Genomic DNA, 22,890 nt, shown 5'->3' with positions numbered 1-22,890 from the left:
CGCACTGCGCCGTCGATCACAACGCCGGCGATGCCCAGTTTCTGGCACGCGGTCATCATGATGGTGCCCATCAGGGCTGCGGTCTGGTCGCCCTTTCCGTCGATCACCAGCACGTCTCCAGGCTGAGCCAGCGATATGGCGGCATGAATCATCAGGTTGTCGCCGGGACGTACGTCCACGGTGAAGGCGGTTCCCACAACCTTCATGTACGGACGGAGCGCTTGAATACGCCCATGAAGGGCGCCGCGCCTGCCAGCGACATCGGCAAGGATCGCGGCTTGGTACCTGGAAGCTTGTTGCACGATCGCCGCCGGGACTCGGTCGAACGTGCGGATGATGTCAGGCAAAGTCATATGTGTTGTTAGTTGATGGTGTGGGATTCAGAAGAACGGGCAACGCGAGCAACTGCTCGCGGCACAGTTCCTGGATGGAGGTCAGACCGAGCAAGCCGAGGTCGCGCTGCACTTCGTCGGAAAGAATGCGGATGGCGTGACGTACACCTGCCTCGCCGGCAACCGCAGCTGCATAGCCGAACGGGCGGCCCACGAGGACGAACTTGGCGCCTAGCGCCAGTGCCTTCAACACGTCCGTCCCCCGGCGCACGCCGCTGTCCATCATGACGGGAAAGTCGGAGCCAAGCGCTTGCACGATGCCAGGCAGCACCCGCAGTGGTGACACGGCTCCGTCGAGCTGCCGGCCACCATGGTTCGACACGATGATGCCGTCCGCTCCCGTCTCGCGAGCGATGCGCGCATCCTCGTGGCTCATGATGCCCTTCACGACCAGCGTCCGTTTCCAAAGCCGCCGGATCAGGGCAAGGTGTTCCCAGTTCAGGTGGTCCTTCGCGCCAAAGTCGCGCACCGCCCGCGTCGAAAGAATTGGCGCGCCGCGGGTCGCGTACGAGTTCTCAAAATGCGGCATGCCGCGCTCAAGCAGAGTGCGGGCGGCGGTGCCCAACAGCCAACGGGGGTGGGTCAGTCCCTCCCATGCCAAGCGCAGGCTGGGTTTGAGCGGCGTGGAAAAACCGGCGCGCACATTGTTCTCGCGGTTGGCAAGCACCGCCGTGTCCACGGTGAGCACAAGTGTCTCGACACCGGCGCGGTCAACCCGCTCGATCAGCGCCTCGATCTTCGGTACCTCTCCGGGCAGGTAGGCCTGGAACCAGGTTCCCGGGGTCGCCGCCACCACTTCCTCGAGCGGAATCAGCGATGACCCGCTCATGATCATCGGCACGCACGCAGCAGCTGCCGCCCGGGCCAACACCAGATCGCCGTTGTAGGCCGTCAACGCACTGATCCCCATCGGCGCAATGCCGAACGGCGAAGCGTACGTTCTGCCGAAGAGCGTGACGGCCTGCGTGCGTGCGGAGACGTTGCGCAGCACGCGCGTGATGAAGCCGAACTCGGAGAAGGCAGCGCGATTGTCGCGCAGCGAAACGTTGTCCTCAGCTGCGCCTGAAAGGTACGCATACAGTGGACGGGGAAGGTGGCGACGTGCTGCCGCTTCGAAGTCTGCCAGCGACAGGAAGCGTTTCAGCTCGGCATCACGCGGCGGTTGTTGCGGGACAGGCTTCTCGTCCATTTGACTATTCCACCAAAGACTCGGCACGGAGAAGCGGATCAGTCGGCCGTGGCGCCAGATTCCTTGACGACCTTGCCCCAGCGGGCGATCTCGTCGCGGACCAGCTTGCCGAATTGCTCCGGCGTGCTGCCGGCCACATCGGCGCCCTGGTCGCCCAACTTCTTCCGTAGCTCGGGCGTGCGCAGCGCCTTGTTGATTTCAATGTTCAGCCGCGCGGTGATGTCCTTGGGCAACTTGGCCGGGCCGAGCACGCCGAACCACGTGACCGCTTCGAATCCCTTGTAGCCGGACTCGGCGACGGTGGGCACTTCCGGCAAGTCATCCACACGCTTGAGGGACGTCACGGCCAGGGCGCGCGTCTTTCCGCTTTTGACGTTTCCGATCAGGGTCGGGATGGAGGAGACGTGGATTTGGACCTGACCGCCAATCACGTCGATCGCAGCCTGCGAGGCGCCCTTGTAGGGAATGTGCGTGAGCTTGATGCCGGCTTGCTTCTGGAACAATTCCATGGCCAGGTGGCCGACGGTGCCGTTGCCGGAAGTGGCGAAGTTGATCTCGCCGGGCTTGGCCTTGGCGGCGGCAACGAGTTCGGTCAGCGTTTTGTAGGGCGAATTCGCCGACACCACCAGCGCCAACGGAGAGCTTGCCACCATAGAGATCGGCGTCAGGTCCTTGACCGGATCGTACGACAGCTTGCGGTAGAGGCTGGGATTGATCGCGAGGTTGCTGGTCTGGCCGAGCACGAGGCTGTAGCCGTCTGCAGGCGACTTGGCGACGTTGTCGACGCCGATGTTGCCACCGACACCGGGTTTGTTGTCGACGATGAAGACCCACTTGGTGGCATCCGTGATCTTCTGTGTCACTTCCCGGCCGATGGCGTCGGTGCCGCCTCCCGCAGTGAAGGGGACGACGAGGCGGATGGGCTTGGAAGGCCAAGTTTGAGCGAATAAGCCGGTGCAAGCGGTGCAAGCGACCAACGCCAACAGAAAGTGGCGAATGTACATGAGTTGTCTCCTGAGTTTTTATGCCTTCAGTATCAATTGCTGCTAATCTTCCGTCCAATTGATAATTTCTTCAATTTCATAAATTGGACTTTTGCAATGGATCTCCGTGATCTACGCTACTTCGAGACAATTGCCGAATTGCTACATGTCGGAAGAGCGGCACAGAAGCTTCATCGCACACAGCCAGCACTGACCACCAGCATCCGTCGGTTGGAAGAAGACTGCGGCTTCCCCCTCTTCGAGCGCGCCGGACGCGGAATTCGACTGACCGCGGCAGGCAAAGTGCTGCTCAAGTGGGCTCAGCGCGTGCGCTCTGACATGGAGGGTGCGAAGCTTGAAATTGCCGCCATCGGAGCTGGCCTTGCCGGGCACGTCCGTATCGGCATCGTGCCGACTGCCGCGCAGTTCCTGTTGCCTGCGGCCGCCCGCCAGTTGCTGCAGGAGGGGCCGGATGTCACCTTGCGCACGGTTGTGGGCCTGGTCGAGGCACTAAAGCCGCTGCTGCGCCAAGGCGAACTCGATCTCGTGGTCGGAACGGAGACCCAGGCCGAGCCGGGCATGGTTTCAAAGCTGTTGGCCGAAGATGCGATCGTGGTCGCGGCCAGCGCAAACCACCCCGTGTTCAAGGGCCAACCTACCCTCAAGGACTTGACTCAGTACCGTTGGGCGCTGCAGCCTCCAGGCGCACCCACTCGCGACTGGCTCGACCACACTTTCGATCGGCGCCGACTGTCGCGCCCGCAAGTACAGGTCGAAAGCACGATGTTACTCATGCTGCCGACCCTGATCGCCGAAACCGGACTTCTGAGCTTCATCTCGCGCCACCATCTCGGACCCAAGGTCGGGCGCTCGGGGCTGAAGGAGGTTCCCTTGAAGGAGACGACGATGCTGAGGCGGCTGGTGGTGACTTACCGCGACAAGAGCTATCTTTCCGCTGCGGCATTGCGGCTTGTGGATCTCTTGGGGGCGGAACATTCATTGCGCTCACCTCGTTCCGCCGCCCAGTAATTGGAAGCCTGGGCAATTTCATGCAACCGCAGGTGCTGGCTCATGACCGAAGGCGTCATGCCGAGTTGCCGCGCTGCGGCCGCGCCAACGACCTATTGCCCAGCCAGGGCGACCAGCCGGCGGGCATTTCAGTGGCCGACCTGGCTGTGGCGATTGTTGATGAAATCGAGACGCCGCGGCATGTGCAGAGGCGGTTTACCGTAGCTCACTGAATCAAATCGGGCTCAAGCCCTTTAAATTTGGGCGCCGACAGCTACTGAAAACATAGCAAATCGATCCGCTGCAGCGTTTGCCCGAATCCGGCTGCGCTGCAGGAAAGCCCCTCACAAAGGCCGGCGGCGCGCGAACCTCACCACGCTGACACCAGCACGCGCCTGGCGCACCGAAGGCATCACGAGCACGCAGTCGTCGTAAGGCGTGGTCACAGGCTCGCTATCGTTCCAGCCAATCACGGTGCCGGCGTGCTCTATCAATTCCAGCCCCTGGAAAGCATGGGTAAAGCGAAACCGGTCGCTGCGCGCCACCACCGGGCCGGTGACTTCCAGAACCCATTGGTGCGGCGCATCACTTTGCTGCCAGCCTGGCAGGGCGTGCTGCAGGGTTTCTGTGTCCAGCGTGCCGGCAGCCTGCAAGAAGCGCACGCACATGTCTTGCGCCACCACGCGACTGCTCAGGTCGCCATGAAAGCCGCTTTCCAGCAGGAGCGAGCATGTCGCGGCGTCCCCGCCTTCCGGATTCATTTCACCAAAACGGCCGAAGTCGCGCATGCGCACACCGTCTTTGTGCCCGGCGTCCACCACCACGTGTTCTGGCGCACGCAGGCGCCGGGCCAACTCAAGGTTGCGCGGCTGCATGCCGGCCAGCAGCAAGGGAGCCGCGCGTTCGTGCATGGAATGCAGGTCGAGCAGCCAGTCGGCCTGCTCAAGAAAAGGCCTGAGTTCTGCCGCCCTGCGGCGTTCCAGCGTATTGCCCGTGGCCATGCGGTCGGGCTGCCATTGGCGATTCATGTCTTCGTCAACAAAACGCGAGGCATCGTGCTTGGTGGGGTCAAACCGGTCAAAGGCCACCAGATTGCAAAAGGCCAGGAGCAGCCGGCCTCGCTGCGGCCGCAACCCGGCTTCCAGCAAGCCCTTGAGCGCCCAGGCCCCGCACAGCTCATTGCCGTGCACCAGCGCACTGATCATCACGCAGCGCCCGGCCTGCCCGGAGTCAAAGTGCCAGACCCCTTCCACCCCGCTGTTGCCGGCCCGCCAGGCGGAAATGTCGGGCACCTGCAGTTCAAAAGCGGCAGCGTCAGTCATTCGTGATCTTGGCGTGGTCAACAACTTTTTTGTACTTGGCTGTCTCTGCATTGAGAAACTGGGGCATATCGATATTGAGCGGCGCCACCGTGGAGCCGCTGTCTTCCAGTTTCTTGCGCAACTCGGGCGATTGCATGGCTTCATCGAATGCTTTTTTGAGCCGCGCCCGCACAGGCTCGGACAACTTGGCTGGACCCATCAGCGCAAACCACACGCCGATGTCCACCCCCTTGAGCTTGGGATGGTCCGCCAGAGGGGCAATATCGGACGCGACGGGCGAACGCTTGGCCTCCGTGATGCCCAGCGCAGTCACTTTGCCGCTGCGGATATGCGGCAGGCCGCTGGACAAGACAAACACGCCGAAGTCAATGTTGTTGCCCAGCAAGTCATTGGCCAGGGGTGCTACGCCACGGTAGGGAATGTGGGTCATGAACAGGCCGTCTTTTTCCTTGACCATCTCGCCCGCCAGATGCAAGGCTGTGCCCACGCCGGAGCTGCCGTAGCTGAACTTGCCGGGGTTCTTTTTAACCAGGCTGAGGAACTGTTCCACGGTCTTGACGCCAGACTTCTGCGAGGCCACCAGCACCATGGGTTGCGAGGCGATCAGGCCAATCGGCGTGAAGTCCTTGGTCTGGTATTTCACCGCGGGAGAAACCAGCCGGCTGATCGCGATTTCGTTGTTGGCCCCTACCAGCAGGGTGTAGCCGTCAGGCATAGCGCTGACCACCTTTTGCGCCCCAATCACCCCCCCTGCGCCACCCACGTTCTCGATCACCACCGGTACACCCAGGCGCTTGGCCAGCTCATTCGCCAGCGTCCGGCCCGTCAAATCGGTACTGCCGCCAGGCGGGTAGCCGATCACGATGGTGATGGGTTTGTTGGGATAGCTGTCGGTCTGGGCCGCTGCGGGAGCAGGCACCAGCAGCGCCAGGCTGCTCAGGACGGCAGCGCAACGCAGGAGATTCAAAATGGCCATGGCAGATCCTTGGGTGTAATGGTGAGCCCATTCTCGGGACCACCCATTCGCGATCCGTGCCGTTAAAGCACAGTACCGTGCTTTTTTAGCCAAGTCATCATTTATCCAGCCTCAAACCTGCGCCAGATATTTTCAGCCAGCGGGCTGAGCCGGTGCTTGGCGCGGTAGATGCGCGCTTCAAAGCGTATCTCCAGCCGTTTGTCGCCCACTGGTGTCAGCTGTCCGGCTTTGACTGCGCCGGCCGCCATTGACCACGGTACCCAGGCCACACCCAGGCCCTTGAGCACGTACTCAATCAAGGCATCGGCTGAGTCGCACTCCACAACGCGATGCAGCTCGGGCGCCCGCGAATTGTTGGCGAGGTGGTCTTCCACAAGCCGGCTCAGGGCCAGCGTCCCGGCGTAAGCCAGATAAGGCGTCGGGCTGCCGGGTTTGAATTCGTGCGTACCCTGACCGTGCGCGTTGGCGCGCGTGACCGGAACCAGCCGGTCCTGCCCCAGGGTCAGGTGAATGTACTGCCTGGCATTGAGCCGGAGCGCCAGTAAGGGGTGGTGATAGGTCAGCATGAAATCGGCGTCACCGCGTTCCAACAGTTGAGCCGTCTCCGACAAGGCGCGCGTCAGGATGCGAAATTCACCTTGGGCCCGCAACAGCACAGGCTGCAGTTTGACCAGCCAGTCGGCGACCAGGGTACGCGCCAAGGTGCGTCCGGTCGCCAGCGTCACAACGCCTTCCTGCCGGCCGGCTGCGCCCAGCAACTCCTCGCGGGCATGGCCCAGGTTGCGCATCATTTGCTGGGCGTTGTCCAGCAGACTGGCGCCAGCCGCTGTCAATGTCACCGGGCTGCTGCCCCGCTCAATCAGGGCCGTGCCGGCCCAGGTTTCCAGCGTCTTGATGCGCCGGCCAAAAGCCGGATGGGTGACATTGCGCAGCTCCGCTGCACGGCTGAAATTGCGCGTCTGCGCCAATGCAACAAAATCTTCCAGCCATTTGAGTTGCATGGGGCCTGACTCCCGGATTTACTAGCCGGGCTTCAGCCCCGCGCGGCGTGCAGCACGTCCCGCGTCCGGATGGCCTCACGCCGCGCGGCTTCGGCGAAGTCGTCACCCGACGACGCGTAAATGATGGAGCGTGATGAGTTGACGATGATGGGCGCGCCGGGCCGCCAGCCGGCTTTCACCGTGGCCACAGCATCGCCGCCCTGCGCGCCCACGCCGGGAATCAACAGCGGCAGGGTCGGTGCCACGGCACGCACACGTTCGATCTCCGCCGGGTAGGTGGCACCCACCACCAAACCGAGCTGGCCGTTGAGGTTCCAGAGGCCCTGCGCAAGCCGGGCCACATGTTCGTAAAGCAGGGGCTGACCCTCAATGGAGGCCAGGCGCTGGTTCTGCAGGTCATCACCGCCGGGGTTGGAAGTGCGGCACAGAAGGAAGGCGCCCTTGCCTTCGTGCTTGAGGTAAGGCGCCACGGAATCAAACCCCATGAAGGGCGAAAGCGTCACCGCGTCGGCACCGTAACGCTCAAAGGCTTCGATGGCGTACTGTTCGGCGGTGCTGCCGATGTCGCCGCGTTTGGCGTCCAGGATGATGGGCACCTGGGGTGCAACGCGGCGCATGTGTTCCATCAGGCGTTCGAGCTGGCCTTCGGCACGGTACGCGGCAAAGTAGGCAATCTGCGGCTTGAAAGCAATCGACAGGTCGGCGGTGGCGTCCACGATGGCCGCGCAGAAGTCGTAGATCTTGTTCGCGTCACCCTTGAGCTTGCCGGGAAACTTCGTGGGATCCGGGTCCAGGCCCACGCACAGCATCGATTGGTTCTGGCGCTCTGCCGCGCCCAGCATCTCGAGAAAAGTCATGGGGCATTTTAAGCCCCCACGGTCGCTCACTTCGTGTAGCTCCCTGCCCCCCGGGGGGGGCGCTGCGCCTGCGGACTGGCAGAGCCAGATCCACAGCCCCTGCTTGACAAGACCTGCCCCCTACGGTCGCTCGCTGCTTGGATCTACTCTGCATCCCCGGGGGAGCTCCTGCGCCAACGGGCAGGCAGAGCCGAACCCGCGGCCCCTGCCTGGTTGAAGAGCGCAACCGGTTTCCTCGCTGCAGGACAATAGCGGCACCTTTCACCTTCCGCTTTCGCGCATGCAACTCTCCAAACGCCAACTCATCCTGCTGGTCCTGCTCACGCTGGCGTGGGGCATCAACTGGCCGATCATGAAACTCGGCGTTGCCGACTTTCCGCCGCTGACTTTTCGCGCGCTGTCGATCTGGCTGGGCGTTCCGGTGCTGGGCCTGGCGCTGGTGGTGATGAAGGTGCCATTTTTTGTGCCGCGCGATAAATACCGCGAGCTGTTCTGGCTGGGCGTGAGCAATATGTTTATCTGGCACGGCCTGATCATCCTGGCGGTGAAAAACCTCAGCAGCGGGCGCGCCGCCATTCTGGGCTACACCATGCCGATTTTTTCGGCGCTGTTCGGCGCCTGGTTCTTCGGCAACCAGCTCCAGCGCCGCAGCTGGCTGGGCGTGGCGGCAGCCGCGCTGGGCGTGTCGCTGCTGCTGTGGCACGAGCTGACCAACCTCTCGGGCCGGCCCATTGGAGTGTTGTGCGCACTCGCGGCCGCGGCCACCTGGGCCGTCGGTACGCAGAAACTGCGCAACACCACCATGCCGGTGGCCACGCTGACGATTTCCTTCTGGATGACGGTGATGACGGCGGTGGTGATGACGGGCTTGAGCGCAATCTTCGAGATGCCGCAGTGGAAAGCACCTTCGGCCGTGAGCTGGGTCTCGATTCTTTACAACGCCGTGATCATTTTCGGCTTTGCCCACGCCGCCTGGTTTTTCCTGGCGCGCAGCCTGCCGCCCATCGCCTCCACCCTCAGCGTGATGATGATTCCCATACTCGGCGTGTTCTCCGGCGCACTGGGGCTGGGCGAGGTGCTGCACTGGCAGGACTGGGCCGCCGTGGTGCTGATGGTGGTGGCGATTGCGTCAGTGCTGGCGCCGGCGCGGTCAGCAGCCAAGTGAGCGGTACAGCGTAGGCACTCTCTTCATACCAGCAAGGGCCGCGGATCTGGCTCTGCCAGTCCGCAGGCGCAGCGGCCCCCTCGGGGGGCAACGCAGTACGCGAAGCGACAAGCGTGGAGGCAGGTAGTTACGCGGAGCGAACGACCGCGGGGGCCACACTCATGGCCAGGCAGAGGTCATCCCAGGCCTTGGCCTTGTCACCCAGGCTGCGCAGCAAATAAGCCGGGTGGTAGCTGACCACCACCGGCACGCCGAGGTAGCTGTGCACCTGGCCGCGCAACTTGCCCAGCGGGATTTTCTGCACATCGGGCACACTGTCCTGCAGCAGCGACTGGGCCGCAAACTTGCCCAGCGCCAGAATCATTTTGGGCTGCAGCAGCTCGACCTGGCGCTTCAGGTAAGGCTCGCACTGTGCAACTTCCGCCGGCTCCGGGTTGCGGTTGGCCGGCGGTCGGCACTTGAGCACATTGGTGATGAACACGTTTTTGGAGACACCGGCACGCGGCAAGGTGTCATCGCTTCCGCGCTGCAGGCTCACGGCCAGCAGCATATTGTCGAGCAGCTTGCCGGCCTGGCCGACAAAGGGCTCACCGGCAATGTCTTCGTTTTCGCCAGGTGCTTCACCGACGATGAGCCAGTCGACCTGGGGCGCGGCACTGTCGGCTACCGTCGGTCCGACGCCAAACACCGTGTTTTTGCGGCTTTCGCACAGGGCACAGGCGCGGCAGCCGGCCACTGCAGCCTGCAGGGCGGGCCAGTCCATCCGGTCCACACCCGCCGGACGCGGCTGCAGGCCCGGCGCTGGCTGCGACGCAGGCGCACGTATCGGCGCAAGTACCGGGCGCGCGGCGGGTAGGGAAACGATCTCTGCCGGCGCGCTGCGCACCGGTGCCGCTTCAGCATCAAATCTGGTTTCAGCCCTTTCCACACGGGCACCAACAGCCATCTTATTAGTAGCATCGTCCGCCAGCGCAATATCTGCAGCGGGCGCCAGTGGTTGCCAGATGCGCACACCCATTTCGCGCAACATGGCGCGTTGGCGTTTGTCCAGGTCCAGGCTCATCGCGGCGCCTTCACAATGCCAAGCTCATGACCACCGCGTCTTCGCGCCCCGCGTTCGCGGCAGGGTAATACTGGCGACGGGTGCCGACATGGCGAAAACCGTAACGCTCGTAAACCGTCTTGGCCCGGCCGTTGCTCAGGCGCACTTCCAGCCAGAGCCACTGCGCGCCCTGGCCGCGCGACCACAGCGCCAGCGCATCAAGCATCACGCGGGCCCATCCCTGGCGCTGGTGCGCCGGCGCCACCGTGATATTGAGCAGGTGCACCTCGTCCACGCCTTTCATGGCCACGAAATAACCCAGCAGTTCCGCATTCGGCCCGCTGCCACCGGTCAGCACCAGCGCCTGGTAACCGGCCTTGAGCGAGTCGCTGAAATTGCCTTGCGTCCACGGATGTGCATAGGCACTTTGCTCGACCTGCAGCACCGCCTCGAACCATGACTCGGTCATGGCTTCGAATTGGGCTTCCAGAGGTTCGAGAACAGCGCTCATGCGTCATTATCGACCGGCCGCCGGGACGCTGCCGGCCTTGGCACGGGCACGCTCCTCCGTGGTCAGGGCAACCTTGTCGCGGATGTACAGCGGCAGCGCCTGGCTGGCCGGAACGCCGTGGCCGGCGGCCAGCAACGCAGGCGCCAGGCGCAACAAGGCCGTGGCCGTCGGCAACGCGGTGAGGCGCGGCAGGCTGTCCGGAAACACCGGCAGGCGCGCCGCGTAGACGCCGAAAACATTGCCGGCCAGCAGGCTGTCTGTCGGATCGGGCTGCAGGTTTTCCGGGCGTATCAGGGTGCAGTCGGCCAGCGAAGTCCAGCGGCCGCCAGTGCAGGAGAAACGCTGCACATACATCTCGTCCATGCGCGCATCGAGCAGTGCCGTCACCTGCAGGTTGGTTGCCGCTTGCGGGTCCTGATGCTGGAAGCGGGCCTCTTCGGCCACCGCCATCAGCGTATCCATCGGCAACACCGGCAAGCGCGCGCCCAGCGCGAGCCCCTGCGCCACCGAACACGCCGTGCGCAAACCGGTGAAGGAGCCCGGTCCGCGGCCGAACACCAGCGCGTCCAGCCCGGCCAGCGTGAGGCCCGCCTGGCCCAGCAGCTCGAGAATCGCAGGAATCAATGTGGCGGAAGCCTGCGCGGCGCCCGGGCCGGTGTGCTGCCAGGCACGGCTGCCGTCGCTGACGGCAATCGACATGCTGTCGGTGCTGGTGTCAAAGGCAAGGAGTTTCATAGCCATTTCAGCCCTTAGCCCTTGTGACACCTGCGCTACCAGCTATCAAATCAGGAGCGGGTTCCGTAGCCCGCCTGGCTTGCGCTCGCACCCCGAACACAATACCCAGGGTGACCAGCGCCAGCCCGGCCAGCAGGTTCCAGTAGAGCGGCTCGCCGAGGAAAATCACCGCGCCCAGGGCCGACAGACCAGGCACCACGGCGGTGATCATGGTCGAGCGCACCGGACCGAAGGACTGGACCATCTTGGTAAAGGTGATGCCCGAAATCACGACCGAGCCCACACCCTGGAACACCATCTGGAAAACAATCTCGCTCCAGGGCGCGCTGGCCAGCCGGGTGGCGACGGCGCCCGAGAGCGCCAGCAGGCTGTAGACCGGCGCATAGCTCACAAACGCAAACACGCTGATGGCAATGGTGGCCTGCACCGCCTGCAGCGCATGCTTGCGCACCAGCACTGAATACACGGCCCAGCAGGTGGAGGCGCCCAGGAACAGCAAATCGCCTTTCCAGACCTGGCTGTCGGGCTCAACCCAGGCACGCAGCAGGCTGGCGCCACCTACCATCACATCGCCCAGGAAGATCAGGCCCAGGCCGATGGCGCGCACCGGTGTCACGCGGTCTTTCAGGATCAACACGGCCATCAGCGTGGTGCTCAGCGGCAGGGTGCCGGGCAGCAGCACCGAGGCATGCGCAGCCGGCGCGAAATAAAAGCCGCTGTAGGCCAGGCAGGCGTAACCGACGCCGCCCACCAGGCCAATCAGCGCAGTCAGCCTGAAGCCCAGCGGCGAGAGGCCCAGCCAGCTGGGCGGTGCCAGCGCGGTGCCGGCGTCGCGCGCACGCCGCCAGACCAGCCAGGCGCCCCAGGGCAGCAACACCAGCGCCGCACCGGTAAAACGCAGCAGGCTGATGTCCAGCGGCGTGAGGCTGCGGTGCGCGGTGGCGCGTGCAATCACGATGAAGGAGGTCCAGATGGTGACGGTCACGATGGCGGCAAGCACGCCCACCGTCTTGGGAGAAAAACGCATGGGGGGATTATCCGGTCAAGCCGCTGGCCCCGGGGCAACACGGATAATCAGCCATGCTCCGTCTTCCCCTCTTTTTCCGGCTGGCTGCCGTAGCAGCACTTGGCCTGGCTCCTGGCTGGGCGCTGGCCCAGAAAACGCCGCGCGCGCCCAAACCGGCGCTGCCCCCCGTCGTTGCCAAGGCGTTGGCGCGCGCGCAGGTACCCGTCGAGGCCGTCACCCTGCTGGTGATGGACGCCTCCGGCAAACAGCCGCCGCGCCTGGACTACCGCAGCTCGGTGCCGATGAATCCGGCCTCTGTCATGAAACTGGTGACCACCTATGCGGCGCTTGATGTGCTGGGGCCGGCCTACACCTGGAACACCCGCGTGCTGATGGACGGCAGTCTGTCGGACGGCCTGCTGAGCGGCAACCTGGTGGTGCGCGGCGGCGGCGACCCGAAAATGGTGGTGGAGCGCCTGCAGGCACTGCTGGCACAGGTGCAAGCCAGCGGCGTGAAGGTGATACGCGGCGACATCGTGCTGGACCGCAGCGCCTTCCAGGCAGCAACGGCGGATGCCGGCGAATTCGACGGCGAGCCGCTGCGGCCCTACAACGCGCAGCCGGATGCGCTGCTGATCAACTTCAAGTCGCTGGTGCTGCGTTTCACGCCCGACCTGGCCAGCGGCCGCGCGCTGGTGCATACCGAGCCGCCCATGGCCGGCCTGATGGTCGATGACAGCGTGCCGCTGGCCCGCGTGGCCCGCTGCGGCGACTGGCGCAGCGAGCTGCAGACCAGCCTGGACAACCCCAACCGCATCCAGTTTGCCGGCAGCTACTCGTCGGCCTGCGGCGAACGGGTCTGGCCCATGGCCTACGCCGAACCCGCCACTTTTGCGGCACGAGCCATCGAAGGCTCGTGGCGCGCGCTGGGCGGCCTGCTGACCGGCAAGGTGCGCGATGCAAGCGCCGCCGAGCTGGTGACGCTGCGCACCCGGGGCACGCTGTCCGGCGAAAAAGCGCCGCTGCGGCTGGACACACCCTCGCTGCCGCTGCGCGACATCGTGCGCGACGTCAACAAATTCTCCAACAACGTGATGGCCCAGCACCTGTTCCTCACGCTGGGGCGCCATGCCCAGCCCGGCGACAACCCGCAGGGCACGCCTGAAGCCGGCCGAGCCGCGCTGGCCATTTGGTGGAAAAAGACACTGCCGCGGCATGATGCTCCGGTGATGGACAACGGCTCCGGCCTGAGCCGCATCGAGCGCATCAGCGCAGCCAGCCTGGCCGCCATGCTGCAGGTTGCCGCGCAAAGCCGCGTGGCGCAGGACTTTGTCGACTCGCTGCCGGTAGCCGGCGTGGACGCCACCATGCGCGAGCGCGCCAAGGCGGTCACCGGACAGGCTTTCATGAAAACCGGCTCGCTGCGCGACGTGACCGCAGTGGCCGGGTATGCCAATGGTGCGGGCGGCACACGCTACATCGTCGTCGGCATCATCAACCACCCGAATGCAGGCGCCGCCCGCCCGGCACTGGACGCTCTGATCCAGTGGGCCGTGCAGGAACGCTGAGGCGCCATGGGCGCCGCCGTCCAACACAAGCAACAAGCTTCCATAAAACAATGAACGACTGGATTGATCTTCTCGGCTACAGCGCCGCCTGCCTGACCACGCTGAGCTTCATACCGCAGGCCTGGCACACCTTCAAGACGAAAGATGTCAGCGGCATCTCCGCCGGCATGTACGGTGTGTTCACGCTGGGTGTGACCTTGTGGCTGGGCTACGGCCTCGCCCTGCGTGCCTGGCCCATCGTCGCAGCCAATGCCGTCACGCTGGCCCTGGCGCTGGCCATCCTGCTGATGAAGCGCAGGTATGGGCAGCCCGCGCCTGACGCCTAGGCGGCGCCGCTTCCCAGCGTGAAATAAATCGTCGCACCCTGCTCGGGCACGGCTTCGGCCCATACCTTGCCGCCATGCCGCATGACGATGCGCTGCACGGTGCTCAGGCCGGCACCGATGCCCGGAAAATCCGACGACACATGCATGCGCTGGAAGATGCCGAACAATTTTTCGGCATGGGCCATGTCAAAACCCGCGCCGTTGTCTTTGAAGAAATAAACCATCTCGCCGTCCGCCGCGGCCTGGCTGCCGACGGCAATGGCCGCGCGTTCTTTTTTCGAGGTGAATTTCCAGGCATTGCCGGCCAGATGATCGACCAGCTGCTTGAGCAGTGCCGGGTCCCCCTGCGCGATGAGCGCCGGCTGCACCTCGATGTGCGCCGCACGCGCAGGATCGGCCTCCTGCAGCGCGGCAAAGGCGCCCTGCGCCAGCGCACCCAGGTCCACCGCCTGCACGGCCATGGGCGCGCGCAGCAAGCGCGAGACGGCCAGCAAAGCGGCGATCAGCTCGTTGATATTGCCGACGCCCAGGCGTATGCGCTGCAGATAGTGCTTGCCGCGCTCTGCATTGCCGCTGGCCACCGCACCTTCCAGCAGGCGGCTGAAGCCGTCGATGGTGCTCAGCGGCGCGCGCAAATCATGCGAGACCGAATAGGAAAAATTCTCCAGCTCCTTGTTGGCGGCCACCACTTCGGCTGTGCGCTGGTTCAGCTCGTCTTCGAGAAGGCTGGTGATGCGCAGGATTTCCTGCTCTGCCGCGGCAGCATCGCTGCCCGCACGTATTTTCTGCAGCAGCGCGGCCATGGCAGGCAGGGCGCTGATGGTGAGGGATTCGGAAGAGGCCGCCATCTCAGCCCCTGGCTGCCGGTGCCCGGCGGCTTGTCAAGTTCAACGCGAATGTCATCAAGGTCCTTTAGGGCCGGCGCGGCCAAGTCCACTATGCACTGCAGGCGAGTTGGCCGTCAAGCTGAGCGACCCCATGCCGGCCGCGCACCAGCTCAAGCCTTCCTGCCGTACTGACCGGCAGCAACGGCGGCCACCAGATGATCCACAAAGCTTCGCACCGGCGCAGTTAGCGAGCGCGCCTGCAGCGACAAGATCTGCAGGCTGCGCTGCTCCAGCAGAGGCTCCGCTACCGGCACAGCCACCAGCGTGCCGGCCGCGACCAGATGTGCTGCGCTCAGGTAGCTCGACAGTGTCAGCACTTCGCCGGTGGCCGCCAGCGCCAGCAGGGCCGCATAGTTGCCGGAATAAATCGCCTGATACTGCAGGCCCTGCAGACTGCAGCACAGGTCAAAGGCCTGCCGCACCGTGGTGCCGGCTGCGGGCAGCGCGATGGGGTGGCGCACGACATCCGCAATCGACAGGCGCCGGCGCCGGGCCAGCGCATGCGAGGCAGCAACCAGCACCATGATGGGCGCGGCGCAGTTGAGCTCTATCTGCAGGCCATGCTCAGGCGCCACCGCAAACTTCAGACCGATGTCGGCTTCTCCGCGCAGCAGGCAGCGGCTCACTTCGTCCGAGGAGCCAACCTGCAGGAAGATGCTGGTCTGCGGGTGGCGCGCATGGAAGGACACCATCGCTCCCGGCATGAAACCGGCGGCAAAACCTTCGGTGCAGGCCACGTGAATGCGGCTGGTGCGCTGTGAGTCCAGCCCGCGCAGCTCTTGCGCCACGCGCTCGGTTTCCTGCTCGGCCATGCGCACATAAGCCGCCAGGCGCTCGCCGGCCTCGGTCAGCACCATGCCGCGCGCCTGCCGGTCGAATAACACGCAGCCCAGGCTGCTCTCGAGCTTGGCCACCTGCCGGCTCACAGCCGAAGCGGCCACATGCACCTGACCGGCCGCTTCGCTGACCGAGCCAGTGCGGGCCACTTCCATGAAGTAGCGGGTGGCGGTGGAAAGCAGGGGAAGCGACATCGATTGGTCCCGGTTGCGAAAAAGGCAAGAGCCCTTGCCAATTCTAATATTGTGAATTGAAAATTTGATTCATACAATTTTGGCAATGGTCTGGCATGTGCCGGACGGAGGGCTTTCACGGCATGACACGCGCGCAACTGCTCCAATCACTGACTGGCTATTTCGACAACGGCGGCTTTGAAAGCGACTTGGGCCGCCGCATCGCCTGGCGCACCGAAAGCGATGCCGGCCCTCCCGGCGAGGTACTCGCCGGCTACCTGCATGAAGAAATGGTGCCGGCACTGACCCGCATGGGGTTCTCCTGCGAGGTCAGCGCCAACCCGGACCCGCGCGGCGGGCCTTTTCTGATCGCTCGCCGTGTCGAGGACCCGTCCTTGCCCACCGTGCTGACTTACGGCCACGGCGATGTGGTCAACGGGCAGAGCACCCAGTGGCGCGAGGGGCTGGACCCCTGGCGGCTCAAGGTTGAAGGGCAGCGCTGGTACGGACGCGGCACGGCTGACAACAAGGGGCAGCACAGCATCAACCTCGCCGCCCTGGAGCACACGTTGCGCGCGCGAGGCGGCCAGCTGGGCTACAACGTGACCTGGCTGCTGGAAATGGGCGAAGAGGCCGGCTCGCCAGGACTGGCCGAATTTTGCACACGCCAGCGCGAGGCCTTGCGCGCAAACCTGCTGATTGCCTGCGACGGCCCGCGTGTGTCGGCGGACCGGCCCACCCTGTTCCTCGGCTCACGCGGCGGCGTCAATTTCCAGCTGCAGGTTAAAAGCCGGGAGCGCGCCTACCACTCCGGCAATTGGGGCGGTGTGCTGGCCAATCCGGCCATCGTGCTGTCACACGCGCTGGCCTGCCTGGTGAATGCCAAGGGGCGGCTGCTGGTGGAAGGCCTGCGGCCCAAAGCCTTGTCCGATGAAATGCGGCAGGCCCTGCACGGCATTACTGTGGCGGATGGCGAGGACGACCCTGAGGTCGATCCGGATTGGGGCGAGCCCGGGCTCACGCCCATCGAAAAGCTGGTGGGCTGGAACACGCTGGAAATCCTGGCCATGGGGTCAGGCTCGCCGCAACGGCCCATCAATGCGATTCCTGCCAGCGCCACCGCTTTCTGCCAGCTCCGGTTCGTGGTCGGCACGCCGTGGCAGGATCTCAAAAAAATCGTGCGTGCGCACCTTGATGCCCACGGCTTTGCGATGGTGCAGATCGAAGTCACCTTCGGCGCGCCGGCCACCCGGCTGCCCCTGGACAACCCGTGGGTCGCCTGGGCTTTGAAATCGATGGCGGCGAGCACGCAGCGCCCGGTCACCCTGCTGCCCAATCTGGCGGGCTCGCTCCCCAACGATGTGTTTGCCGACGGCCTGGGCCTGCCCACCTTGTGGGTACCGCACTCCTACCCGGCTTGCGCCCAGCATGCGCCCAACGAACACCTGCTGGCCGATGTGGCACGCGAGGGGCTGCAGATCATGGGCGGCCTGTATTGGGACCTGGGCGAAGCCCGGGGCCTGCCCTGGCATTGACCGGTCAACGCTTTTTTTCTTTCTCCCCTCCTTCACTTCACCACTCTTTCGGGAGCATCCATGCCTCACCCCTCGCGGCGTTCAGCCCTTCGCACCGTAGCCGCCACATTTGCCGCGACCGCCGCTTGGCCCGCGGTTCAGGCGCAGCCCGCCTGGCCCAGCAAGCCGATCCGGCTGGTGGTGCCCTTTCCGTCCGGCGGCGGCACCGACTTCGCGGCGCGCATCATTGCCGAACGCCTGGCGGCGCGGCTGGGGCAGCCGGTGGTGATTGACAACAAACCCGGCGCATCCACCGCCATTGGCGTGGTGACCGTCAGTGCCGCGGACCCGGATGGCCACACCCTGCTGTTTTCGGGTTCAAGCAGCTACACGGTCAACCCGGCCGTGCGCCGCAAACTGGGCTACGACCCCTACAAACAGCTCTCGCCCCTGGCGCTGGTGGCGCGGGCGCCACTGGTGCTGGTCACTTCGGCCAGCGGGCCGCACAAAACGCTCAAAGACGTAACGGCCAAGGCGGCCGCCCGGCCGAAATCGGTGACCTACACCACCTTCGGCACGGGTTCCGCACCGCACCTGGCCGGCGAATTGCTGGCTTATGCCACCGGCACCCAGCTCTCGCCCATCCCCTACAAGGGAAGCGCCGAAGCCAGCATTGGCGTGGCACGCGGCGACGTGGACCTGGGCATAGACACCATGGCCGCGGTGAACCCGCTGCTGCAGTCGGGCAAGCTGCGGGTTTTGGCGGTGATCAGCGAAAAGCGCTCCACACTGATGCCCAACGTGCCGGCCTACGGGGAACTGCAGCTGTCTTCCGCGCTGCTGGAAGCCTGGTACGCGATGGCGGGGCCGCCGGCCATGGCTGCCCCGGCACGCGACAAGCTGCTGGCAACCCTGGGCGCGGTGATGGCCGAACCCGAGGTCCGGAAAAAACTGATGCTGCAATCCATGGAGCCCGCCATGCTGGGACCCCAGGCCCTGCGCGAAGTGATGGACTCGGAAATTGCGCGCTACCGGGCCCTGGTTGCGCGCGCAGGCATCAGCCTGGACTGACGGCCGTCAACTCGCAGCGGCCCGGACCAGCCGGTCGCGCACGCCATCCCAGGCCGGATCGACGGGCGGGTGTTCAATCCAGATCAGCTTGACTCCCTGCGCGTCGAAACTGCGCAGCACGGAAAAAAGCTGCTGCGCCGCGGCGGCAGCGTCGTCAGGCATGCGGCGGTACAACACCTGCGTCGATTGGATGCGGACAATCGCCCGCGCATACACCGCGATGTGCGCGGCCTCAGGGCCGAGCAGGTCGAGCGCGGTCTGGATGGCACCGGCGTCCATCAGCCGGACCTTGGCGTTGGGCGCGTAGTGCGACTCCAGTGTGCCGGAAGCGCGCGGCGCATTGGCGCCCATGAATTCCTCGTTGCTCAGCACCGGCTCGCCGCAGGCGGCTTCCAGCTGCGCGCGCGTGAGCACACCGGGGCGCAGCAGCACCGGGCGACTGCGTGTGCAGTCGACGATGCTGGACTCGATGCCGACTTCGCACGGACCGCCGTCGAGCACCAGCAGGCTGTCGCCGAATTCTTCGGCGACATGTTCCGCGGTGGTCGGGCTGACCCGGCCGAAGCGGTTGGCGCTGGGTGCGGCCACGCCTTTTGTTCCCAAGTCCAGACAAGCCTTGAGCAAGGCACGCGCCACCGTGTGCGCGGGGCAGCGCAGGCCGATCGAGTCCTGCCCACCGGCCGCTGCAGCAGCAATGCCGGGTTTGCGCGGCAAAATCACCGTCAAGGGTCCGGGCCAGAAGGCCTGCATCAGGCGGCTGGCAAAGAGTGGCACGCTGGCGGCATAGTCGCTCACCTGCGCAGGCTCGGCCACGTGAACAATCAGCGGGTGGTCACTCGGCCGGCCCTTGGCGGCGAAGATGCCGGCCACGGCCTGGTCGCTGGAGGCGTCGGCGCCCAGGCCATACACCGTTTCGGTGGCAAAGCCGACCAGCCCGCCGAACTGGATCACCCGGGCCGCCTCGGCAATCGCCGCGGGGTCATGGCCGTCGCGAATCATCCCAAGGGGTCCAGGCCAGGCAGGCCCAGTACGCGCGCGGCTTGTCGTGCAGTAGCCTGCACGCCCGCCACGTCAGCGCCGGTGATGGTCAGATGGCCCATCTTGCGGCCGGCGCGCGCTTCGAGCTTGCCGTACAAATGCAGGTGGGTGCCGGGCAGGGCCAGCACGGCCTGCCAATCGGGTGTGCGGGGCCGGCTGGCGGCATCGAACCACACATCGCCCAGCAGGTTGAGCATGATCGCCGGCGAGTGCTGGCGCGGTGCAGGCAACGGCAAGCCCGCCATGGCATGCACCTGCAGGTCAAACTGCGAGACATCGCAGGCGTCCAGCGTGTAGTGGCCGCTGTTGTGCGGGCGCGGCGCCATCTCGTTGACGACCAGCGCGCCGTCGGCGCTACCGTCGTCGATCACAAAAAATTCCACGCACAGCACGCCGACGTAGCCAATGTGGCTTGCTATTGATTCAGTAGCTGCTCGCGCCCGTAGTGCAAGGGCTGGAGGCATATTTCCTTCATAAGCCGCGGTGACAGCGAGGATGCCGCCGACGTGCACGTTGTACTGCGGCGCAAAGCCGGTGATGGCGCCGTCCCAGCCGCGCGCGACGATGACCGAGCACTCGGCCTTCAGCGGCAGCAGCTTTTCCAGCACGCAAGGCACGCCCTTCAAATCGGCCCACGCCACCGCAAGCTCGGCCATGTTGGCAACGCGCACCTGCCCCTTGCCGTCGTAACCCATGCGCGCGGTTTTCAGGATGCCGGGCAGCAGGCCGGTCGGCACGGCAGCGAGCTGCGCCGGCGTTGCGATGACGGCGTAGGGCGCGCAAGTCACGCCCGCCACACCGGCGCTGGCCGTGAAATGGGCTTTTTCCTCGATGCGGTTTTGCGCAATCGCCACGGCCGCAGCGCCTGGCGCGACCGGCCGGCTGATGGCCAGCGCCTGCAGGGCATCGGCCGGCACGTTTTCAAATTCGGTGGTGACGGCGGCGCACAGCGAAGCGAGCTGCTTCAGGCCGCCAGCGTCGCTGTAGCCGGTCTGGATATGGTGGTGGCTGACGCAACCCGCGGGGCTTTGCGGGTCCGGGTCCAGCACGGCGGTGAAGTAGCCAAGGCGTTGCGCGGCCTGCACAAACATGCGGCCGAGCTGGCCGCCGCCCATCACTCCCAAGGTGGCGGGCTGGCCCACGGCATCAACAGAACCCGGAAAAATCGGCAAAAAACTCATCCTGGGATCACACGGGAGGAAGGGTCATGGCGCGCGCGGCGGCGGTCTGTTCGGCGCGGAAAGCCTGCAGCTTGTCCGCCAGCGTTTTGTCATGGGTGGCCAACATGGCCACTGCGAACAGCGCGGCGTTGGCCGCACCAGCGTTGCCGATGGCGAAGGTCGCGACCGGCACGCCTTTGGGCATTTGCACAATGCTGTGCAGCGAATCGACACCCTGCAGGTGGTTGCTGGCCACCGGCACACCCAAAATGGGCACCGCGGTTTTGGCGGCCAGCATACCAGGCAGGTGTGCAGCGCCCCCGGCACCGGCAATGATGGCCCGCAGCCCGCGTCCGGCAGCCTGTTCGGCATAGGCAAACAGCTCGTCGGGCATGCGGTGAGCCGAGACCACACGCGCTTCATGCGCCACGCCGAACTGCTGGAGGATCTGCACGGCGTGCTGCATGGTGGTCCAGTCGCTACTGGAGCCCATCACCACGCCTATCAGCGGCGCTTGTTGATCTTGTGTTGTTGTCATGTGTTGCCTTCCGGGCCATCTATGCCGTCTATGCCGCCAATCGTTCGATGCCAGCGGCGATTTTACGGTCTGGGGGGCCTGCACTGCGGCACAGAGCCCCGCGCCGCGTGCTATCGTCCCTGCGCGGCGCACGCTTGCCTGTTGAAAACTCCCTGATCCACCCCTATTTGCCCAGCACCATGATCGACGTCACCATTGCCAATTTTGAAGAGGAAGTCGTTGCGGCTTCCATGACCACCCCCGTGCTGATTGATTTCTGGGCGCCCTGGTGCGGCCCCTGCAAGTCGCTCGGACCGATTCTGGAAAAGGTGGAGATCGCCTACGCCGGACGCTTCAAGCTGGTGAAAATCGATTCCGACCAGGAGCAGCAGCTGGGTGCCGCTTTCGGCATTCGCAGCATCCCGACCTGCATATTGATGATGAACGGCCAGCCAGTTGATGGTTTTGCCGGCGCGCTGCCGGAAGGCAAGGTCAAGGAGTTTCTCGACAAACACCTGCCGCCCGCCGAAGAGCTGCCTCCTGCCGAGGAAGAAATCGCCGAGCCGGAAGACACCAGCCCGGCCGCTGTGCTGGAAAAACTGCAGGCGGCCGTCGCCACCGACCCGGCCAATGACAACGCCAGGTTTGACTACATCCGGCTGCTGCTGCAGCACGGCCAGCTCGAACACGCCAAAACCGCTTTTGCGCCGGTAGCCAGCAAGGCGCAGGTGGTCCGCAAGCTGGAAGCCCTGCAGCACTGGTTCAACGCTATCGAATCAGGAGCTGTTCACGCGGATGCAGCAAGGGCTAAAGCCGAATTTGATACAAAACTTGCGGCCAACAAGCGGGATTTCGACACGCGCTACGCGTTGGCGCAGTGGCACATGAGCCAGCAGCGCTGGGTGCCGGCGATGGACGAGCTGCTTGAAATTTTGATGCGCGACAAGTCCTGGAACGAGGAACTGGCACGCAAGACCTTTGTGTCCATCCTTGAAATCATCGAGCCGCCCAAGGTCAAGGTCGCGGATGGGCAGATCCCGCCGGATGATCCTGTTGTGGCGACTTACCGGCGCCGATTGAGCAGTGTTGTGTTGAGCTGACTCCCCTTCTTGGCGAGTCATCCCGGACTTGATCCGGGATCCATGCGTGCAATCCTCCAACCCCGTTCGGGCTGAGCTTGTCGAAGCCTGTGCAAGCTTGCACGGCTGTGGGTCTTCTTGCAAGCCGGGTCTCGCCCCGGCGGGCGAGGCACTTTGTCTTTGCTTCGCCAAAGAAAAGTACCCAAAAGAAAGGCGACCCGATGGTCTGGGTCCTTGCGCTTCGCTACGGGCAACCTGCGGTGCTCGACAAAAGCGGGGTCTCGCTCGAACTCGGCTTCGCCTCAGACAATCGCGAGCCCTGATCCGCTTTTGCCTGCGCTCCTCGGCCCAGCCCGACGGGTTGGGAGGAACGGGGGCCTAAAACCAATACCAATACCAATGCGGGGAGGCGAGGACGCGCAAAGCGCGACCTCGCCGGAGCCCGATGCGCTCCCGAATTCTTCCCCACCCCTTCTGACTGCGCCGAGGAGCGCAGGTCCAGCCGGATCAGGGCGAGCGATTGTCTGAGCGTA

The 22,890-nt window shown here is 64.8% G+C and carries 22 protein-coding genes and 2 pseudogenes; 8 read left to right on the top strand and 16 right to left on the bottom strand.

All coding sequences use genetic code 11. From position 1 onward, the window contains the following. The 3 genes and pseudogenes from ABI660_RS17290 to ABI660_RS17280 form a co-directional block, all read right to left on the bottom strand. Positions 1-353, bottom strand: a pseudogene (locus ABI660_RS17290) (RraA family protein); the annotation flags it as partial. Next, positions 340-1,581, bottom strand: coding sequence for an alpha-hydroxy acid oxidase (locus ABI660_RS17285; RefSeq protein WP_348070362.1), 1,242 nt, complete (start codon positions 1,579-1,581; stop codon positions 340-342). The pseudogene ABI660_RS17290 and the gene ABI660_RS17285, both read right to left, overlap by 14 nt. Before the next feature lie 38 nt (positions 1,582-1,619). Further along, positions 1,620-2,585, bottom strand: coding sequence for a tripartite tricarboxylate transporter substrate binding protein (locus ABI660_RS17280; protein WP_348070360.1), 966 nt, complete (start codon positions 2,583-2,585; stop codon positions 1,620-1,622). 96 nt (positions 2,586-2,681) lie between these two features. On the opposite strand from ABI660_RS17280, the gene ABI660_RS17275 reads away from it, so the two are divergent. Further along, positions 2,682-3,593: a LysR substrate-binding domain-containing protein gene (locus ABI660_RS17275; protein WP_348070358.1), complete on the top strand. Its 912-nt coding sequence runs from the start codon at positions 2,682-2,684 to the stop codon at positions 3,591-3,593. Positions 3,594-3,700: 107 nt separating this feature from the next. Continuing rightward, a pseudogene (locus tag ABI660_RS17270) lies at positions 3,701-3,805 on the top strand (NAD(P)-dependent oxidoreductase); the annotation flags it as partial. A 111-nt stretch (positions 3,806-3,916) separates the two neighbouring features. On the opposite strand, the gene ABI660_RS17265 reads toward ABI660_RS17270, so the two are convergent. The 4 genes from ABI660_RS17265 to pyrF form a co-directional block, all read right to left on the bottom strand. Further along, positions 3,917-4,894 carry a succinylglutamate desuccinylase/aspartoacylase family protein gene (locus ABI660_RS17265; protein ID WP_348070356.1) on the bottom strand — a complete coding sequence of 326 codons (978 nt, stop codon included), beginning with the start codon at positions 4,892-4,894 and terminating at the stop codon, positions 3,917-3,919. Further along, positions 4,887-5,870, bottom strand: coding sequence for a tripartite tricarboxylate transporter substrate binding protein (locus ABI660_RS17260; RefSeq protein WP_348070354.1), 984 nt, complete (start codon positions 5,868-5,870; stop codon positions 4,887-4,889). The genes ABI660_RS17265 and ABI660_RS17260 overlap by 8 nt, the downstream gene beginning before the upstream one ends. 101 nt (positions 5,871-5,971) lie before the next feature. Beyond that, on the bottom strand, positions 5,972-6,871 hold the full coding sequence (locus ABI660_RS17255) for a LysR family transcriptional regulator (RefSeq protein WP_348070352.1): 900 nt from the start codon (positions 6,869-6,871) through the stop codon (positions 5,972-5,974). A gap of 32 nt (positions 6,872-6,903) precedes the next feature. Beyond that, positions 6,904-7,728: an orotidine-5'-phosphate decarboxylase gene (pyrF, locus tag ABI660_RS17250; RefSeq protein WP_348070350.1), complete on the bottom strand. Its 825-nt coding sequence runs from the start codon at positions 7,726-7,728 to the stop codon at positions 6,904-6,906. 280 nt (positions 7,729-8,008) lie between these two features. Here pyrF and ABI660_RS17245 point away from each other — a divergent pair, with 280 nt between their 5' ends. Continuing rightward, entirely contained in the window at positions 8,009-8,893 is an 885-nt protein-coding gene (locus ABI660_RS17245; RefSeq protein ID WP_348070348.1) for a DMT family transporter, read from the top strand. A gap of 127 nt (positions 8,894-9,020) precedes the next feature. Here the strand turns inward: ABI660_RS17245 and ABI660_RS17240 are convergent, their stop codons facing one another. Genes ABI660_RS17240 through ABI660_RS17225 form a run of 4 tightly spaced genes read right to left on the bottom strand, consistent with a single transcriptional unit; the run spans position 9,021 to position 12,208 of the window. Continuing rightward, positions 9,021-9,956 (bottom strand): uracil-DNA glycosylase, encoded by a 936-nt coding sequence (locus tag ABI660_RS17240; protein WP_348070346.1) that lies wholly within the window; start codon positions 9,954-9,956, stop codon positions 9,021-9,023. 10 nt (positions 9,957-9,966) lie between these two features. Then, positions 9,967-10,446, bottom strand: a complete 480-nt coding sequence (gene rimI / locus ABI660_RS17235) for a ribosomal protein S18-alanine N-acetyltransferase (RefSeq protein WP_348070344.1) — start codon at positions 10,444-10,446, stop codon at positions 9,967-9,969. Positions 10,447-10,452: 6 nt separating this feature from the next. After that, complete coding sequence (gene tsaB, locus ABI660_RS17230; protein WP_348070342.1) at positions 10,453-11,181, bottom strand: tRNA (adenosine(37)-N6)-threonylcarbamoyltransferase complex dimerization subunit type 1 TsaB; 729 nt, start codon at positions 11,179-11,181, stop codon at positions 10,453-10,455. Between the two features lie 7 nt (positions 11,182-11,188). Next, complete coding sequence (locus ABI660_RS17225) at positions 11,189-12,208, bottom strand: DMT family transporter (protein ID WP_348070340.1); 1,020 nt, start codon at positions 12,206-12,208, stop codon at positions 11,189-11,191. A 53-nt stretch (positions 12,209-12,261) separates the two neighbouring features. Here ABI660_RS17225 and dacB point away from each other — a divergent pair, with 53 nt between their 5' ends. Together dacB and ABI660_RS17215 are read left to right on the top strand one after the other, a co-directional pair. After that, complete coding sequence (gene dacB, locus ABI660_RS17220; RefSeq protein WP_348070338.1) at positions 12,262-13,755, top strand: D-alanyl-D-alanine carboxypeptidase/D-alanyl-D-alanine-endopeptidase; 1,494 nt, start codon at positions 12,262-12,264, stop codon at positions 13,753-13,755. A 50-nt stretch (positions 13,756-13,805) separates the two neighbouring features. Continuing rightward, positions 13,806-14,081, top strand: coding sequence for a SemiSWEET transporter (locus tag ABI660_RS17215; protein ID WP_348070336.1), 276 nt, complete (start codon positions 13,806-13,808; stop codon positions 14,079-14,081). Here the strand turns inward: ABI660_RS17215 and ABI660_RS17210 are convergent. Together ABI660_RS17210 and ABI660_RS17205 are read right to left on the bottom strand one after the other, a co-directional pair. Next, positions 14,078-14,929: an ATP-binding protein gene (locus ABI660_RS17210; protein ID WP_348070334.1), complete on the bottom strand. Its 852-nt coding sequence runs from the start codon at positions 14,927-14,929 to the stop codon at positions 14,078-14,080. The two genes, ABI660_RS17215 and ABI660_RS17210, sit on opposite strands and share 4 nt — an antisense overlap. Positions 14,930-15,078: 149 nt before the next feature. Beyond that, positions 15,079-15,999 (bottom strand): LysR family transcriptional regulator, encoded by a 921-nt coding sequence (locus ABI660_RS17205; protein WP_348070332.1) that lies wholly within the window; start codon positions 15,997-15,999, stop codon positions 15,079-15,081. Between the two features lie 122 nt (positions 16,000-16,121). Between ABI660_RS17205 and ABI660_RS17200 the strand changes: the two genes are divergently transcribed. Together ABI660_RS17200 and ABI660_RS17195 are read left to right on the top strand one after the other, a co-directional pair. Continuing rightward, positions 16,122-17,513, top strand: a complete 1,392-nt coding sequence (locus ABI660_RS17200; RefSeq protein WP_348070330.1) for a M20 family metallopeptidase — start codon at positions 16,122-16,124, stop codon at positions 17,511-17,513. A 60-nt stretch (positions 17,514-17,573) separates the two neighbouring features. After that, positions 17,574-18,563, top strand: coding sequence for a tripartite tricarboxylate transporter substrate binding protein (locus ABI660_RS17195; RefSeq protein WP_348070328.1), 990 nt, complete (start codon positions 17,574-17,576; stop codon positions 18,561-18,563). Positions 18,564-18,569: 6 nt separating this feature from the next. Here the strand turns inward: ABI660_RS17195 and ABI660_RS17190 are convergent, their stop codons facing one another. From ABI660_RS17190 to purE, 3 genes are read right to left on the bottom strand one after another with little or no spacing between them, the layout of a single operon-like run. Beyond that, positions 18,570-19,562: an L-threonylcarbamoyladenylate synthase gene (locus ABI660_RS17190; protein WP_348070326.1), complete on the bottom strand. Its 993-nt coding sequence runs from the start codon at positions 19,560-19,562 to the stop codon at positions 18,570-18,572. Next, positions 19,559-20,782 (bottom strand): 5-(carboxyamino)imidazole ribonucleotide synthase, encoded by a 1,224-nt coding sequence (locus ABI660_RS17185; protein ID WP_348070324.1) that lies wholly within the window; start codon positions 20,780-20,782, stop codon positions 19,559-19,561. Before ABI660_RS17185 ends, ABI660_RS17190 begins: the two co-directional genes overlap by 4 nt. A gap of 7 nt (positions 20,783-20,789) precedes the next feature. Further along, positions 20,790-21,299, bottom strand: a complete 510-nt coding sequence (gene purE / locus ABI660_RS17180) for a 5-(carboxyamino)imidazole ribonucleotide mutase (protein ID WP_348070322.1) — start codon at positions 21,297-21,299, stop codon at positions 20,790-20,792. 179 nt (positions 21,300-21,478) lie between these two features. Between purE and trxA the strand changes: the two genes are divergently transcribed. Then, positions 21,479-22,378, top strand: a complete 900-nt coding sequence (gene trxA, locus ABI660_RS17175; protein WP_348070364.1) for a thioredoxin — start codon at positions 21,479-21,481, stop codon at positions 22,376-22,378. The last annotated feature ends 512 nt before the right edge of the window (positions 22,379-22,890 follow it).

This window comes from Polaromonas sp. (assembly GCF_039930745.1).
GTDB lineage: Bacteria > Pseudomonadota > Gammaproteobacteria > Burkholderiales > Burkholderiaceae_C > Polaromonas.
Note: the sequence above shows the minus strand (reverse complement) of the source record. Positions and strands in the feature narration are given on the sequence as shown.